A 15272-nucleotide genomic window follows, 5' to 3' on the forward strand; every position below is an offset into this window, starting at 1 on the left:
TCGCGAAATGGAAACGGTGAACATCGGATCTGCGGGCGTCGAGGGGGTGACCCTTGGCGCGCGGCCTGAGGCGGTTCGCGTCGTCCCCTCCGAAACCGCGGTCGTCGTGATCGACATGCAGAACGCCTATGCCTCGCCCGGCGGCTATGTCGATCAGGCGGGGTTCGACATTTCGGGCGCGGCGGGCACGATCGGCAAGATTGCGCAGGTGCTGGATACGGCGCGGCGCGCGGGCGTGCAGGTGATCTATCTCCAGAACGGCTGGGACCCAGACTATGTGGAGGCCGGCGGGCCGGGATCGCCCAACTGGCACAAGTCCAACGCGCTCAAGACGATGCGCAAGCAGCCGGAGCTTCAGGGCAAGCTGCTGGCGCGCGGCGGATGGGATTATGCGCTGGTCGACGCGCTGGCGCCCCAGCCGGGCGACATCAGCCTGCACAAGACGCGCTATTCGGCCTTCTTCAACTCGCAGCTAGACAGCGTGCTGCGATCGCGCGGTATCCGTACGATCGTGTTCGTCGGCATCGCCACCAACGTCTGCGTCGAAAGCACGCTGCGCGACGGATTCCATCTCGAATATTTCGGCGTGATGCTGGAGGACGCGACCCACCATCTCGGCCCGCCCGAGATGCAGGCGGCGAGCGTGTACAATATCGAGAAATTCTTCGGCTGGGTGTCGAGCACCGCCGATTTCTGCGGCGCTTTCGGGCAGTTGCCGGAGGCATGAAGACATCCGTTCGCCCTGAGCGTGTCGAAGAGCGGCTTGCAGCGGGCGATCCGCTGATGGCCCGGCGCCCTTCGACAGGCTCAGCGCGAACGGTTGCGATGGAAGGATAAGGAAATGCCCTTCGAACCGATCAACCCGCCCCAGTTCCCCACGCCGATCGCGCCCTATTCGGCAGGGGCGAAGGCGGGGAACACCGTCTATGTCTCCGGCGTGCTGGCGCTGGGGGAGGGGGGCGTGGTGCTTCATCCCGGCGACGCCGCGGCGCAGACGCGCGCGGTGATGGAGACGATCCGGATCACGCTGGAGGCCGCCGGGGCGACGATGGCGGACGTGGCGATGAACCATATCTTCCTGAAGGATTTCGCCGATTATGCCGCGTTCAACGCGGTCTATGCCGAGTATTTTCCGGGCAGCAAGCCGGCCCGCTATTGCATCAAGGCCGATCTGGTGAAGCCCGATTGCCTGGTCGAGGTCGCCTCAGTGGCGCATATCGGCTGATGCCCGTCGCGGGCGGCATCTGGTATGAGGAGCATGGGCCGCGCGATGCGCCCGCGCTGATCCTGTCGCCCGGGCTGGGCGGATCGGGCCGATATTGGGAGCCGAACCTTCCCGCGCTGGCGGAGCGGTTCCACGTCGTCCTCTACGATCACCGCGGCACGGGGCGCAGCGATCGCGCGCTGCCCGATGTCGTTACGGTCGATCAGATGGGCGACGATATCCTGACGGTGATCGACGCGCTGGGCGTGGCGGTGGCGACGGTGATCGGCCATGCCGCGGGCGGCGTCGCGGGCCTCTCGCTGGCGCTCCGCGCGCCGGAGAGGGTGGCCCGGCTGGTGCTGGTCAACGCCTGGTCGAAGCCCGACCCCCATTTCGTCCGCTGTTTCGAAACGCGGCTGGAACTGCTGCGCAAGAGCGGGCCGCGCGCCTATCTGCACGCCCAGCCGCTGTTTCTCTATCCGGCGGTGTTCATCTCGCGGATGCACGAGTTCCTGGCGGCGGAGGAGGCCGATCATCTCGCCCATTTCGCCGGCGCCGAGGCCTATGAGAAGCGCATCGCGGCGCTGATGGCGTTCGATGCCGACGATCAGCTAGGCCGCGTGCGCGTGCCCACCGCCGTGATCGCGGCGGAGGACGACATGCTGGTGCCCTGGACCTGTTCCGAACGGATCGCCGAGGCGATCCCGGCCGCGACGATGGCCTTGATGGGCTGGGGCGGCCATGCCTGCAACTTCACCGATACGGCGACCTTCAATCGCCTGCTGCTCGAAATTCTGGAGGACTGATCCATGCAGGTCGGCGTGTTCGTGCCCATCAACAACAACGGCTGGCTGATCAGCGAGAATGCGCCGCGGTATCTGCCCAGCTTCGATCTCAACAAGCGGATCGCGCTCAGCGCGGAGAAGCACGGGCTCGATTTCCTGCTCTCGATGATCAAGCTGAGGGGGTTCGGCGGCAAGACCGAGTTCTGGGAATATGGGCTGGAGAGCTTCACGCTGATGTCCGGCCTGGCGGCGGTTACCGAGCGGATCAAGATCTACGCCACCTGCCCGACGCTGGTCATCCCGCCCGCCTTCGCCGCGCGGATGTGCAACACGATCGACAGCATCAGCCATGGCCGCTTCGGGCTGAACCTGATCACCGGCTGGCAGCGCCCCGAATACAGCCAGATGGGCATGTGGCCCGGCGACGAGCATTTCCGCAACCGGTATCAGATGCTCGACGAATATGCCCATATCCTGCGCGAGCTGTGGGAAACCGGGCGGAGCGACTTCAAGGGCAAATATTACCAGATGGACGACTGCCTGGTCCGGCCCCAGCCCGAAGGCGAGATGAAGATCATCTGTGCGGGCAGCTCGGACGAAGGGCTCGCCTTCTCCGCCAAATGGGCGGACTATGCCTTTTGCCTGGGCAAGGGGGTCAACACGCCCAAGGCCTTCGCCTTCAACAACGAACGGCTGGCGGGTGCGCTGGAGAAGACCGGGCGGCAGGTGCAGGTGTTCGTCCTCGTCATGCTGATCATGGGCGAGACCGACGAGGAGGCCGAGGCCAAGTGGCGATCTTATAACGAGGGCGTGGACGTGGACGCGATCCGCTGGCTGATGGATCAGGGCGCGGCGGACAAGCACAACGCCACCACCAACGTCCGCCAGCTCGCCGCGCCCGAAGGGGCGGTGAACATCAACATGGGCACGCTGGCGGGCAGCCACGCGAAGATCGCGGCGATGCTGGACGAGATGGCGGAGGTGCCGAACACCGGCGGCGTGCTGCTCACCTTCGACGATTTCGTCCAGGGCGTGGAGGATTTCGGAACCAAGGTGCAGCCGCTGATGAAGAGCCGGCAGAAGGGCTGACCGGCCCGGCTGCGACCGCTCAGGCCACGCCCCCCGCCGCGGCGATCGTGCGGTTGCTGGCGTGCAGCTTGGCGCGCACGGTGCGGGCGAAGCTGCGTTCCATCAGCCCGGCCAGTTCCGGATTGGCGGCCAGATAGGCGCGGAAATCGTCCGCGCCCACGCACCAGAAGCGCGCCGGGCCGGCCAGCATCACCGTGGCGGTCGCGGGTTCGCGCGTCAGGATTGTTGCGTCGCCGATCAGGTCGCCGGGGCGGCAGGTGGCGACCTGGCGCCCGTCGCTGATCACCAGCGCCTCGCCCGATCCCAGGAACACCAGCCGCTCCACCCGCTCGCCCTCGCGCGTGATCTCGTCGCCGATCGATCCGTTCACCCACACGCCGCGATCGATCAGGTGGCGGGCAAGATGGCGCGGCACGCCCGAGAGGAATCCCGCCAGCATCGCCTCCTCGTCGGCGGAGAAGCGCGCGCCCATCGTCGCGATCAGGTCGCGGCCCAGAACGACGGCGCAGGCCGCCAGCACCAGCGCCATCCACGCGATCGTCGCCGCATCGCCGCTCCACACCAGCGCGTGCGTCAGCGCCACCGCCGCCGACAGGCCGAGGAACAGCCGCGGCAGCCTGCGCGACGTAATCGCCGCAAGCAGGAGCAGCGCATAGCTGAGCTGAAGCGTCAGCGTTCCGGTATCCACGATCCGTCCTCCGTCGCGGTGCAGATTGCGGCAAATATCCCGCCCTGCGCAAGTAGCGCATGCTTGCCTCGGCCGTCCGCCTCCCTATGGTATCGCTACCATAGAGGGAGAGGGACATGACCGGCTTGCGGATGCTGCTTGCCTTCGCCGCGCTGACGCTCGGCATCGTTCAGCCGGCCGCGGCGCAACATCGCGATCGCTGGGTGGCGGGCTGGGCCAGCGCGCAGCAGATCCCGGAGCCGCGCAACGCTATGGCGCCGGAGGACCTGACCGATGCCACGCTGCGCCAGATCGTGCGGATGCAGATCGGCGGGCCGAAGCTGCGCGTGCGCCTCTCGAACGCCTTCGGCACAGCGCCGCTGCGGATCGGGGCGGCGACCGTCGCCTTCTCCGCGGACAATGCGGGCGCACGGGTGGCCGCGGGCAGCATCCGCGCGCTGAAATTCAACGGGATGACCGCGGTCACAATCCCCGCCGGCGCGGACTATTGGTCCGATCCGGTCGATCTGCGCGTGGCGGCGGGGCAGGATGTGGCGGTGACGCTCTATCTGCCCAAGGCGCCGGAACAGCAGACGGGCCACCCGGGATCGCGCGCCACCTCCTGGTATCTCCATGGCGACCGGAGCGCCGAGGCGGACCTGCCCGGCGCGACGGGGGTGGACCATTGGTATCTGCTGTCCGGCATCGAGGTGGTGTGCCCGAAGGGCAGCGCCGTGGTGGTGATGGGCGATTCGATCACCGACGGATCGGGGGTGAAGCCCAACACCAACCTGCGCTGGACCGACGCGCTCCAGCTCCGCCTGCGCGGCGACAAGGCGCTGACGAACATGGCGGTGCTCAACGCCGGGCTGGGCGGCAACCGCCTGCTGCTCGACGGGCTGGGGCCGAACGCGCTCGCCCGCTTCGATCGCGACGTGCTGACCCCGCCCGGGGTCACCCATCTGATCGTGATCGAGGGCGTGAACGACCTGGGCACGCTGACCCGCGACGCGCCCGCTACGCCCGGGGAGCATGCCGCGCTGGTGGAGCGGATGACCGGCGCGCTGCAGCAGATCGTGGCGCGGGCGCGGGCGCGCGGGATCAAGGTGATCGGCGGCACGATCCTGCCCTATGGCGGCTCGGGTTATTATCATCCCGATGCGCTGAACGAGGCGGATCGCAAGGCCGTGAACGCCTGGATACGTACCCCGGGCAATTTCGACGCGGTGATCGATTTCGATGCGGCCTTGCGCGATCCGGCGAACCCCACGAAACTGCTTCCGGCTTATGACGGCGGCGATGGACTCCATCCTTCGATGGAGGGCTATCGTGCGATGGCCGCGGCGGTGGATCTGGCGTTGCTGAGGGGCGACTGATCCGGCTTCACCCCGGGTTCATCGCCGTGCGGCTTCGATCGACGGTGGAAGAGAGGGAGACGGGGGTGCAGTTGGTTCGATGGCTGGCGGCGCTGGCCGTGCTGGTGCTGGCGCCGGTTCCGCAGGCGATGGCCAAATATGCTGTCCAGGTGACGCTCACCCGCGCGCCGGAGGGGGACTGGCTGGTCGATTACCGCTTCGTCCGCCGATCGCCCGTGTGGGTGCTGATGCGATCGAACGGCGATCTGGAGGGCAAGCCCTGGCGCCCGCAGAGCTGGACGGTGGAGACGCCGGGCGTGCGGCTGGATCGCGTGGGCAACCACGACATCCTGGCTTCGGATAGCGGCGCGGCGCTGGATCGCGTGCGCATCCGCATGCGGCCCTATGTCCGCCCGCTGATGGGCGATTACACCCCGGTGCTGACCTTTTCCGACGGCGGGCTGGCGCTGTTCACCGGCCATTTCCGTGTGTCCCCGATCGCCAGTCGCGCGGCGGCGGCGGCGCTGCCAATCGATATCGGCAACACCGACGTCGAGGAGGTGAACGAGTATTTCACGCTCAAAGATCCGGGCCGCAGCCTGCTGGTGAGCGGGCGCGCCGCCAGCAACAGCGTGGCGATGGCGCTGCGCGGCGACGGGCTGTACGTCTATTCCGGTTCGTCGAAGGTGATCGAGAATGAGGCGTTCGCGGGGGTCGTCGATCCCGGCCTGCCCGATTGGGTGCGCGGCGAGCTCGACGGATTCACCCCGCGGCTGATGCGGCTCTACGCCGACCGGCTGGGCCGCATGCGGCTTGGCAGGCCGATGGCGCTGATCGCGTGGCAGGGCGCGGATCATCCGGGATCGTCGCTGGCGGGCAGCGTGCTTGAAGCGATGGTGGTGATGCAGATCTCGGGCGAGGAGGTGCTGAAGACCAGCCCGGCGTTGCTTGCCCGGCTGCGCTGGTTCCTGGGGCATGAATCGGCGCATTTCTGGATGGGCCAGACGGTCAGCTATGCACGGCGCAACGACACCTGGATCACCGAGGGTGCCGCCCAGATCCTGGCGATCCGCGGCACCCAGGCGCTGGCGGATGATTACGACGCCGATGCCGCGCTTCAGGATGAGCTGGACGCCTGCCTGGCGACGACCGGCGCTGGCGAGCCGCTGGAAAAGGCCGAGGAGCGTGGCGAGTTCCGCGCACATTATTCGTGCGGCGCGATGCTCTACCTGGCGGCGGAGGCGGCCGAGCGGCGCGCGGACGCCGCGGCCGACGGCTTTCGCTTCGTCCGCCGCCTGATCGACGACCGGCGCGAGGCTGGAACGGTGGCGGCGGACGATTGGCTCCGGCTGTTCGCTGCCGCATCGGGCGATGCGGCGCTGGCGGGGGATGTCCGCCGGTTCGTCGAACAGGGCAGCCCAGATCCGCGCGCCTTCTGGAAGCGTCTGTTCGGTGCGGTGGGCGTTGCAGTGGCGGACAAGGGCGAGGGCCTGCGGCTGGTGAAGCCGGGCGAGGAGGCGAAGGAGTAGGAAGGCCTTCTCCGTTCGCCCAGGGCGTGTCGAAGGGCGCATCGCCGCGCGGCCGCTCCCTTAGAACAGCTCCCCCTGCGGCCCGGCGGGCGGGCGGAACAGAACGGTGCGCAGGCGGATGCGATCGCCCTCCAGTCCGTATCGCTTCGCCGCGAGCTGGAAGCGCGTGTGCATCAGATCGGCCCAGGGGCCTTGCCCCTTCATCCGCGTGAAGAAATCGGGATCATTGTCGCGCCCGCCGCGGATCGAGCGGATCGTTGCCATCACCTTGCCCGCGCGATCGGGGAAATGTTCCTCCAGCCAGGCGCGGAACAGCGGCGCCACCTCAAACGGCAGGCGCACGGGCAGGAACACCGCGGCACGCGCCCCGGCTTCGGCCGCGCGTTCCAGGATATGCTCGATCTCATGATCGGTCACCGCCGGCACCACCGGGGCGATGCTGACCAGCACCGGCACGCCCGCGCCGGCCAGCGCGCGGATCGCACGCAGCCGCTTTTCCGGATGCGGCGCGCGCGGCTCCAGCGTCATCGCGATCTTCGGGTCGAGCGAGGTGACCGACACCATCGCCGCCGCCAGCCCCCGCGCGGCCATCGGCCCGATCAGGTCCAGGTCGCGCGTAACCCGGTCCGATTTGGTGGTGATGGTGAAGGGGTGGCTGGTCTCCGCCAGAACCTCCAGGCAGGCGCGGGTGATCCGCCACGTGCCCTCGATCGGCTGATAGGGATCGGTGTTGGTGCCGAAGGCGATCGGGCGGCAGGCATAGCCCCGCTTCGCCAGCTCGGCGCGAAGCAGCGCGGGCGCATCGGGCTTGGCGAACAGCCGCGTCTCGAAATCCAGCCCGGGCGACAGGTCATGATAGGCGTGCGTCGGCCGCGCGAAGCAATAGATGCAGCCATGCTCGCACCCGCGATAGGGGTTGATCGAACGATCGAAGCCCACGTCGGGCGATGCGTTGCGGGTGATGATCGTCCGCGGCTTCTCGATCGCAACGGTGGTGCGCAGCGGGGCGGGAGCGCCGTCAATGACCGTGCGCGCGTCCAGCCAGTCGCCGTCCTCCTCGCGCGCGGGCAGGTTGAAGCGCGCGCTCGAATCGTTGCGGGTGGCGCCGCGCACGGGCCGGTTCTTCGCCATTGCCCCAGTCTAGGCGGACATGTAGAACATAGCAAGAACATCAAGGAGCGAAGCGATGCGCATCAGCTATGTCGAGCTGCCGGTGAAGGACGTTGCCGCAGCGCGCGATTTCTATGCCGGAGCGTTCGGCTGGAGCCTTACCGATTTCGGCCCGGACTATGCCGCGACCACCACCGGCGACGTCGACCTGGGGCTGAACGGCAGCGAGGATCATCCGATCCCCTGTGTCCTGCCCATCGTGGAGGTGAAGGCGGATCTGGAAGGCGCGCTGGATCGCGTCGTGGCGGCGGGCGGCACGATCACGGTGCCGGTCTTCGCCTTCCCGGGCGGGCGCCGCTTCCATTTCCGCGATCCGGCGGGGAACGACATGGGCGTGTTCATCGTGGAGCAGGAAGCCGCCGGTTGATCCGTTTGCCCGGGCCGCAGCCATGCTATCCTGCGGCCCCGGGACTCGGGGGAGGGGGGAAGGCATGAAGTCACGTTCGATCGTTCTCGCCGCGGCGCTGGCGGTGCTCCCGGCGGCACCCGCGCTGGCGCAGGCCAAGATGGTGGACCTCACCGATCCGATGAACGTCGCCATGGCGCTGGAGGATGCCGGATATGATGCGGAGGTGAAGACCAGCGAGAAGGGCAGCCCCTATATCGTCAGCCATGCCAATGGATCGGAGTTCATCATCCGCCTCTATGGCTGCGAGGAGCAGATCAAATGCACCTCGCTGGAATTCTTCAGCCGCTGGGAGCCGCAGCCCTGGTTCACCGCGGAGCTGGCGAACGAATGGAACAGCTCGAAACGCTTCATGTTCGTATCGGTGAACGAGAAGGGCGAGCTGATGCAATCGATGGACCTGCCGGGCAGCGGCCCGGTGAGCTTCGATTATTTCGCCGACGCGCTCGACTGGTACGTCACGATCGACGGCCAGTTCAACGAATGGCTGGAGGCCCGCGAGCCGGACAAGAAGACCAAATAGCGGGCGGGACGGCCAAACAGGTTCGCGGCATTGCGTGCCTGTTTGGCCGCGCCGCGGGGCAGGGCCGCCTATCGCTCGCGCAGGCGGGGCATCAGCTCCACGAAGTTGCAGGGCCGGTGGCGGATGTCGAGCTGGCTGGCCAATATGCCGTCCCACCCGTCCTTCACCGCGCCCGTCGATCCCGGCAGCGCGAACAGATAGGTGCCCCGCGCCACCCCCGCGCAGGCGCGCGACTGGATGGTGGAGGTGCCGATCTTGGCATAGCTGAGCCAGCGGAACAGCTCGCCGAAGCCGGGGATCTCCTTTTCCCACACACGCGCGAACGCCTCGGGCGTCACGTCGCGCCCGGTCACGCCGGTGCCGCCGGTGGTGATCACGCAATCCACCTCCGGATCGTCGATCCATTCCTGGAGCTGGCGGACGATCGCGTCGGCGTCGTCATGGATCAGCGCGCGCGCGGCCAGCTCGTGCCCGGCCTCGCCCAGCCGCGCGACCAGCGTGTCGCCCGAACGATCGTCGGCGAGCGTCCTGCTGTCGGAGATGGTGAGCACCGCGATCCGGACGGGCCGGAAGGCGATGCTTTCGTCAATCGGCACGATTGGCGGGGGCGGGCGCGGGGATGACCGGGCCACCACCGCCGCCGACGCGCACCGCCGTGTCGCCGGGCAGCCCCGGGAAGCGCGGCCACAGGCCCTGCACCAGCGCCTCGCGGCTCACCGACTGGCGGCCCTCCTGCAGCTCGTACATCCAATAGTTGCGCAGCACGGTCATCACATAGCCGCGCGTCTCCCAATAGGGGATGCTTTCGATATAGAGCAGCGGATCGCCGTTATCGCGGATCTGGGTGTTCCAGTTGGAAACCGGCGAGGGGCCGGCGTTGTACGATGCGATCACCTTGGGCAGCAGCCCCTGGGTCAGCGGCGAATCGCGCATCTGCTCCAGATAGGACTGGCCGATCTCCATGTTCACCGCGGGCTTGATCAGGTCGGAGCTGGCATAGGTCACGCCCTTGCGCCGGCCCACGTCGGTGGCGGCGCCCAGCTTGACCTGCATCAGCCCCATCGCGCCGGCCGCGCTCTTGATCTCGGCGTTGAAGCGCGATTCCTGGAGCGTATGCGCGAACACCAGCGCACGATCGACGCGCCAGCCGCCCGCGGGCGCCCAGTTCGGCGCCGGATAGCGCGCCTCGATCACCGGCTGCGCGCCCGCCGGCCCGTTATGCGACAGCCACAGCGCGGTCGTGGGCAGGCTCAGCCGGCTCGCGAGCCGTGCCAGCGCCTTGTGCTGGGCGGTGTTGCACAGTCGGGCCTGATGGCGCAGCAGCTCGTCGGCAAGCTGCGTCTCGCCGATCTCGATCAGCGCGGCGGCGGCGCGGACGTTGGGCAGCCGGGCCAGCACCTGCCAGTCCTCGGCCAGGAAGGTCTCGCCGTCCTCGCCGCGATCGGCGATGCCCAGCGCCTGCCGCGCGAGCAGGCCGTAGAAGGTTTCCGAATAGACCGACGCGGCCTTCAGGTTCGCCTGCACGCTTTCGGGGCGGCCGCACGCCATGTCCGCGCGCGACGCCCAATAGAGGCCGGCGGCGCGGATGTCGCTGTCGCCGCCGCGGCGGCCGACCGACGCGAAGGCGGCGCGCGCCGTCTCGCAATCCTGCTGGCGCCAGGCGGCCAGGCCCTGCACCCAATCGCCCTGCGCGGCCCATTCGCCGCTGCCGGCCTGCGCCTTGGCGGCCATGCGGCGCGCGTTGGCGTCATCGCCGGAGACGTAATAGATCCATGCGACCTTCTGTTGCCATTCGGTCAGCGCGTCGCTGGTCAGATCCGGGCCGAACCGGTCCACCAGCGCCTCGGCGGCGGGGCCGTTGTCGGACTTGACGTGCGGCTGGATCGCCAGCGCGATCTCGGTCGCGGCGCTATCGCTCTTCACCGAGCGCAGGCGCTGGCGCGTCGGCGACGACCCGAGCCAGCTCAGCCGCTGGAGCGCGGGAAGCTGCGGCATGCTCACTGCGCCGCGGCCCTGCGCCATCTTGAGGAGCTGGGCCGCCTGCGGCAGCTCCGGCGCCTCGCGCAGCAGGACCACCAGCGGGTCCAGCTCGACGCGCGGCGAACCCTTGGCGGTGTACAGCTCGGCGCGGGCGAAGGCGTGCAGCGGCCCGGCCTTCATCGCGTCCAGCCTGGCGCGCGCCTCGTCCCAGCGCTGGCCGCGGATCGCGGCGAAGATCGCGCGATAGGCGGTGCGCTGCTCGGCGGTTAGCTGATCGGGAACGCCATCGCCGTCGCGCATCGCGGCGGGAACGGCGGAGGCCCCGGTGCCCGCCGGGCGGTCACCCGCGTCGCCCCCATCGGCAAAGGCCGGGGCGGAAACGGGAAGCGCGACGAGCGCGGCAGCAAGAAGGATACGCAAGCTCACAGGCTGGTCCCCCGATAAAACGGCAATATGCGGTTCCAGGCAGTCGCCTTCGCCGACGGCTGCTCCAGCAGGAAACGGAGCGCGTCGATCGCGACGACCTCCATATTTCCGCCTGGTTGGTTAATGTCACATCCGGCATTTCCGAACTCTGAACCGTTCGTCGTGTCAAATACACGCTTCGTCGCCGAGCCGATCAGCAGCAGCCGTTGCGGCGCGACCAGCGACACATGATGGCGTGCCAGCCGGGCAAGCCGGGCCGCGTCCGCGCCCGCGATCGTGCCGGTGACGGGCCGCGCGGTGGCCAGCGAGGCGCGATAGACGCCCGCGCGCGATTCGCCGATCGCCGCCAGCATCGCATCGAGCAGCCGGCCGGAGCGTCCGGACATCAGCTCGCCCGCATCGGCATCGCCTTCCTCGGGCATGTCGGTGAGGATCATCAGGCCGCCGGGCGTGCCCGCGGGCGGCACCACCGGCGCCATCCATCCGGCCTCCGGCGCATCGGGGCCGAGCCGCCAGGCGACGAAGGCGTCGAGCGTGTCCGGCAGGACTTCGGCCGGGGCTGCCGCTACGGCATCGGCGGCCGCTTCGGCGGCGGCGGGAGACTTCGGCGGGGCGGTGCGGGCCAGCCAGTCGCGCGGCGCATCCTCGACGAGCGTGTCCACGCCCGCCTCGCGCCACCAATCGAGCGCGCTTGCGATGCCTGTCTGCCAGTCGCTTGCCAGTTCCCGCCCCATGCGTTCCATAGGGTCCTGCCTTGACGCCGCGGTCAATCTGCCGCCATCGACGCAGAGACAAGACGAGGCGCACGCACGACGACTGGGCGCGTGGCGTCCCGGTACGAGACGGAGCACGGAGGCGTTAATGAGCGAACGGGAGTCGATGCCCTATGACGTGGTGATCGTGGGGGCCGGCCCTGCGGGCCTGTCCGCGGCGATTCGCCTGAAGCAGCTCGCGGCCGAATCGGGCGACGAACGGTCGGTCTGCATCCTCGAAAAGGGTTCGGAGGTTGGCGCGCACATCCTGTCCGGCGCGGTGGTCGATCCGCGCGCGCTGGACGAGCTGATGCCCGATTGGCGCGACGATTGCCCGCTGGCGCGTACCCCGGTGACGGAGAACCACCATTGGGTGCTCAGCGCGTCCGGCCATTCGGCGATGCCCGAGTTCCTGACGCCGCCCTATCTGCACAACAAGGGCACTTATACCGGCAGCCTGGGCAATTTGTGCCGCTGGCTGGCGGACAAGGCGCAGGAGCTGGGGGTGGAGATCTTCCCCGGCTTCGCCGCCGCGGAGATCCTCTACAACGACGACGGCAGCGTGAAGGGCGTCGCCACCGGCGACATGGGCGTCGCGCGCGACGGCAGCCACAAGCCCGATTACCAGCCGGGCCTGGAGCTGCACGCCAAATACACCTTCTTTGCAGAGGGCGCGCGCGGGCACCTGACCAAGCAGCTCGTCAAGCAGTTCGCGCTCGACGCCGAATCGCAGCCGCAGGTCTATGGCATCGGCCTGAAGGAGCTGTGGGACATCGATCCGGCCAAGCATGTGCCGGGCCGCGTGATCCACACCCAGGGCTGGCCGCTGGACGACGACACCAACGGCGGCGGGTTCCTCTATCACCAGGCGGATGGCCAGGTGGCGCTCGGCTTCGTGGTGTGGCTCGATTACGCCAACCCGTGGCTCTCGCCCTTCCACGAGCTTCAGCGGTGGAAGACGCATCCGGAGATCCGCAAGATCCTGGAGGGCGGCAAGCGTGTGGCCTATGGCGCGCGGGCGATCAGCGACGGGGGCTTCCAGTCGGTGCCCAAGCTGGTGTTCCCCGGCGGCGCGCTGATCGGCGATAGCGCGGGATTCCTCAACGTGCCGCGCATCAAGGGCACGCACCTGGCGATGAAGAGCGGCATGCTGGCGGCCGAAGCGGCGTTCGGCGCGGTGAAGGCGGGCCGCGAGGCGGACGCGCTCCATGCCTATCCGGAAGCCTATGAGGCGAGCTGGATGTACAAGGAGCTGCGCGGCGTGCGGAACGTGGTGCCGCTCGTGAAGAAGTTCGGCGCGGCCTGGGGCACGGCGCTGGCGGGCATGTCGATGTGGTCGGAGCTGCTGGGGCTGCGCTGGCCGTTCACGATGAAGCACAAGCCCGACTACAGCTATATGCACCGCGCGGCCGAGGCGAAGCCGATCGACTATCCCAAGCCCGACGGCGTGATCAGCTTCGACAAGCTCTCCTCGGTGTTCCTCTCGAACACCAACCATGAGGAGGATCAGCCGGTCCACCTGCGGCTCACCGATCCCGATGTGCCGATCAAGGTCAATCTGCCGTTGTACGCGGAGCCCGCGCAGCGATATTGTCCGGCGGGCGTGTACGAAGTGGTGGGCGAGGGCGACGAGGCGCGCTTCCAGATCAACGCCCAGAACTGCGTCCACTGCAAGACATGCGACATCAAGGATCCGTCCCAGAACATCACCTGGGTGGTTCCGGAAGGCGGCGGAGGTCCCAATTATCCCAACATGTAAGGCCGGCGTCCTCGCCCTTTCCGCGCTGCTGTGCGCCGTGGCGCCCGCTGCGCTTGCGCAGGCCCAGACCGGGTCTCAGGCCCAGGCGAGCGGGGACGATCTGACCGCCTATGTCCGCGCCCGCGCGGCCGATGCCGATGGATCGGCGGATGTCGCCGCCATCGGCTATGCCGCCGCGCTCGACGATATCCCGGGCGATCAGGTGATCGCCTATCGCGCCTATCGCCAGGGGCTGGCCGCGGGCGATTACCGGCTGGCCGCCCGTGCCTCGGCCGCGCTCACCAAGGCCGGGATCGCGCCTGCGGACACAACGATCATCGACGTGGCCGTGGCGCTGGACGCACGTGATGCGCTGGCCGCCCATGCCGCGCTCAAGCGGATGGAGGGCGGCCCGCTCGACTTCATGGCGCCCGTGATCGGCGCCTGGATGGCGTTCGAGCGGGGGGAAGACCCGTTCCGCCTGCTCGATCCCGATCACGGCAACGCGCTGGAGCGCCGCTACGCGGCCGAGCATCGCGCGCTGCTGCTGATCGCATCGGGCCGCGCGGACGAGGGGCTGGCCGCGCTGCGCCCGCTGCTGACGGCGGGCGACGACAGCGGCGACCTGCGCATCGATGCCGCGCTGCTGCTCGCCGCGGGCGGGCGCGATGCCGATGCGCGCGCGCTGCTCGGCACCAGCGAGCCGGGGCTGGACGCGCTGCGCGGGCGGATCGCCACGGTGAAGCCCGGCGCCCGCTTCGGCGCCGCGCGGATGTTCGTCAGCCTGGCCGCGCAGATCGGCGGCGAGGAGATGGAGCCGCTGTCGATCGTGCTCACTCGTTCGGCGATGCTGCTCGATCCGGCCGACGATCGCGCGCGGCTCCACCTGGCCGAGGCGCTGTCGCGCAGCGGCTCCGCCCGGCTCGCGCTCGCCGCGCTGGCGGAGGTGAAGCCGGGCAGCCCTTTTGCGCGCGGGGCCGCCGCCGGATCGATCGCGGTGCTGCGCCGTGACGGCAAGGGGCAGGAGGCGATCGCGCTCGCCCGCACGCTGGCCACCCGCGGCGACACCACCGCGGCGGACCTGCGCACCTATGGCGACCTGTTGTTCGATGCGGGCCGGTTCGCCGATTCCGCGGACGCCTATTCCGATGCGATCGGCCGGGCGGGGGGCGATGGCGGCTGGAGGCTGCATTTCCTGCGCGGCAAGGCGCTGGAGCGCGCCGGCAAATGGAAGCCGGCGGTTGCCGCGCTCAACCGCGCCATTTCGCTCGCGCCCGATGAGCCGGAGCCGCTCTCCTACCTCGGCACCGCCCAGCTTGCGCGCGGCGTCGATCCGGCGGGCGCGCTGGTGCTGCTGGAGCGCGCGCGCACGCTGAAGCCCGACGATGCGGAGATCACCGCCGCGCTCGCCTGGGGCTATTACAAGAGCGGCGATGCCGCCCGCGCCGTCCCGCTGCTCGAAGTGGCGGCGGAGACCGATCCTGCCGGAAGCCAGATCAGTGAGCATCTGGGCGACGCCTATTGGCAGCTCGGCCGCCGGTTCGAGGCGCGCTACGCCTGGGCTGCGGCGGCGCTCCATGCCGAGAGCGGGGCGGCTACCGCGCGCATCGAGGCGAAGATCGCGAACGGCCCCGCGGCCGCCAACTAG

At 69.0% G+C, this 15272-nt stretch carries 15 protein-coding genes; 10 read left to right on the plus strand and 5 right to left on the minus strand.

Annotation, left to right across the window (positions count from 1 at the left end; translation table 11 throughout):
* The first annotated feature begins 7 nt into the window (after positions 1–7).
* The 4 genes from rutB to rutA all read left to right on the plus strand — a co-directional run bounded on the left by rutB (position 8) and on the right by rutA (position 3078).
* Positions 8–727 carry a pyrimidine utilization protein B gene (gene rutB / locus OM513_RS11625; protein ID WP_264944452.1) on the plus strand — a complete coding sequence of 240 codons (720 nt, stop codon included), beginning with the start codon at positions 8–10 and terminating at the stop codon, positions 725–727.
* A gap of 114 nt (positions 728–841) precedes the next feature.
* Positions 842–1225: a pyrimidine utilization protein C gene (gene rutC, locus OM513_RS11630; protein WP_264944453.1), complete on the plus strand. Its 384-nt coding sequence runs from the start codon at positions 842–844 to the stop codon at positions 1223–1225.
* A complete protein-coding gene (gene rutD, locus OM513_RS11635) occupies positions 1225–2010 on the plus strand; it encodes a pyrimidine utilization protein D (RefSeq protein WP_264944454.1) in 786 nt (261 codons plus the stop codon). Before rutC ends, rutD begins: the two co-directional genes overlap by 1 nt.
* A 3-nt stretch (positions 2011–2013) precedes the next feature.
* Positions 2014–3078, plus strand: a complete 1065-nt coding sequence (gene rutA, locus OM513_RS11640) for a pyrimidine utilization protein A (RefSeq protein WP_264944456.1) — start codon at positions 2014–2016, stop codon at positions 3076–3078.
* Positions 3079–3097: 19 nt separating this feature from the next.
* Here rutA and OM513_RS11645 read toward each other — a convergent pair whose 3' ends face one another.
* On the minus strand, positions 3098–3766 hold the full coding sequence (locus OM513_RS11645) for a cyclic nucleotide-binding domain-containing protein (protein WP_264944458.1): 669 nt from the start codon (positions 3764–3766) through the stop codon (positions 3098–3100).
* Between the two features lie 116 nt (positions 3767–3882).
* On the opposite strand from OM513_RS11645, the gene OM513_RS11650 reads away from it, so the two are divergent.
* Both OM513_RS11650 and OM513_RS11655 read left to right on the plus strand, forming a co-directional pair.
* Complete coding sequence (locus OM513_RS11650) at positions 3883–5121, plus strand: SGNH/GDSL hydrolase family protein (protein WP_264944459.1); 1239 nt, start codon at positions 3883–3885, stop codon at positions 5119–5121.
* Positions 5122–5186: 65 nt separating this feature from the next.
* Complete coding sequence (locus tag OM513_RS11655; RefSeq protein WP_264944460.1) at positions 5187–6629, plus strand: hypothetical protein; 1443 nt, start codon at positions 5187–5189, stop codon at positions 6627–6629.
* Positions 6630–6689: 60 nt separating this feature from the next.
* Here OM513_RS11655 and OM513_RS11660 read toward each other — a convergent pair whose 3' ends face one another.
* Entirely contained in the window at positions 6690–7760 is a 1071-nt protein-coding gene (locus OM513_RS11660) for a PA0069 family radical SAM protein (RefSeq protein WP_264944461.1), read from the minus strand.
* 55 nt (positions 7761–7815) lie between these two features.
* Here OM513_RS11660 and OM513_RS11665 point away from each other — a divergent pair, with 55 nt between their 5' ends.
* A complete protein-coding gene (locus OM513_RS11665) occupies positions 7816–8166 on the plus strand; it encodes a VOC family protein (protein ID WP_264944462.1) in 351 nt (116 codons plus the stop codon).
* 64 nt (positions 8167–8230) lie between these two features.
* Complete coding sequence (locus tag OM513_RS11670; RefSeq protein ID WP_264944463.1) at positions 8231–8728, plus strand: YbjN domain-containing protein; 498 nt, start codon at positions 8231–8233, stop codon at positions 8726–8728.
* 68 nt (positions 8729–8796) lie between these two features.
* Here OM513_RS11670 and moaB read toward each other — a convergent pair whose 3' ends face one another.
* From moaB to OM513_RS11685, 3 genes are read right to left on the minus strand one after another with little or no spacing between them, the layout of a single operon-like run.
* Complete coding sequence (gene moaB, locus OM513_RS11675; protein WP_264944464.1) at positions 8797–9324, minus strand: molybdenum cofactor biosynthesis protein B; 528 nt, start codon at positions 9322–9324, stop codon at positions 8797–8799.
* Entirely contained in the window at positions 9314–11134 is a 1821-nt protein-coding gene (locus OM513_RS11680; RefSeq protein WP_264944465.1) for a lytic transglycosylase domain-containing protein, read from the minus strand. The genes moaB and OM513_RS11680 overlap by 11 nt, the downstream gene beginning before the upstream one ends.
* Entirely contained in the window at positions 11131–11868 is a 738-nt protein-coding gene (locus OM513_RS11685; RefSeq protein ID WP_264944466.1) for a uracil-DNA glycosylase family protein, read from the minus strand. Before OM513_RS11685 ends, OM513_RS11680 begins: the two co-directional genes overlap by 4 nt.
* Positions 11869–11995: 127 nt before the next feature.
* On the opposite strand from OM513_RS11685, the gene OM513_RS11690 reads away from it, so the two are divergent.
* Positions 11996–13645 (plus strand): electron transfer flavoprotein-ubiquinone oxidoreductase, encoded by a 1650-nt coding sequence (locus OM513_RS11690; RefSeq protein WP_264944467.1) that lies wholly within the window; start codon positions 11996–11998, stop codon positions 13643–13645.
* A gap of 37 nt (positions 13646–13682) precedes the next feature.
* Positions 13683–15272 (plus strand): tetratricopeptide repeat protein, encoded by a 1590-nt coding sequence (locus OM513_RS11695; protein WP_264944468.1) that lies wholly within the window; start codon positions 13683–13685, stop codon positions 15270–15272.

Source organism: Sphingomonas canadensis, assembly GCF_026013525.1.
Lineage (GTDB): Bacteria > Pseudomonadota > Alphaproteobacteria > Sphingomonadales > Sphingomonadaceae > Sphingomonas > Sphingomonas canadensis.

Bases quoted from the DNA above. Each gene is read 5' to 3' on its own strand.
- rutB (WP_264944452.1), top strand. From the start codon at position 8: ATGGAAACGGTGAACATCGGATCTGCGGGCGTCGAGGGGGTGACCCTT.
- rutC (WP_264944453.1), top strand. From the start codon at position 842: ATGCCCTTCGAACCGATCAACCCGCCCCAGTTCCCCACGCCGATCGCG.
- rutD (WP_264944454.1), top strand. From the start codon at position 1,225: ATGCCCGTCGCGGGCGGCATCTGGTATGAGGAGCATGGGCCGCGCGAT.
- rutA (WP_264944456.1), top strand. From the start codon at position 2,014: ATGCAGGTCGGCGTGTTCGTGCCCATCAACAACAACGGCTGGCTGATC.
- OM513_RS11650 (WP_264944459.1), top strand. From the start codon at position 3,883: ATGACCGGCTTGCGGATGCTGCTTGCCTTCGCCGCGCTGACGCTCGGC.
- OM513_RS11660 (WP_264944461.1), bottom strand. From the start codon at position 7,760: ATGGCGAAGAACCGGCCCGTGCGCGGCGCCACCCGCAACGATTCGAGC.
- OM513_RS11665 (WP_264944462.1), top strand. From the start codon at position 7,816: ATGCGCATCAGCTATGTCGAGCTGCCGGTGAAGGACGTTGCCGCAGCG.
- OM513_RS11670 (WP_264944463.1), top strand. From the start codon at position 8,231: ATGAAGTCACGTTCGATCGTTCTCGCCGCGGCGCTGGCGGTGCTCCCG.
- OM513_RS11685 (WP_264944466.1), bottom strand. From the start codon at position 11,868: ATGGGGCGGGAACTGGCAAGCGACTGGCAGACAGGCATCGCAAGCGCG.
- OM513_RS11690 (WP_264944467.1), top strand. From the start codon at position 11,996: ATGAGCGAACGGGAGTCGATGCCCTATGACGTGGTGATCGTGGGGGCC.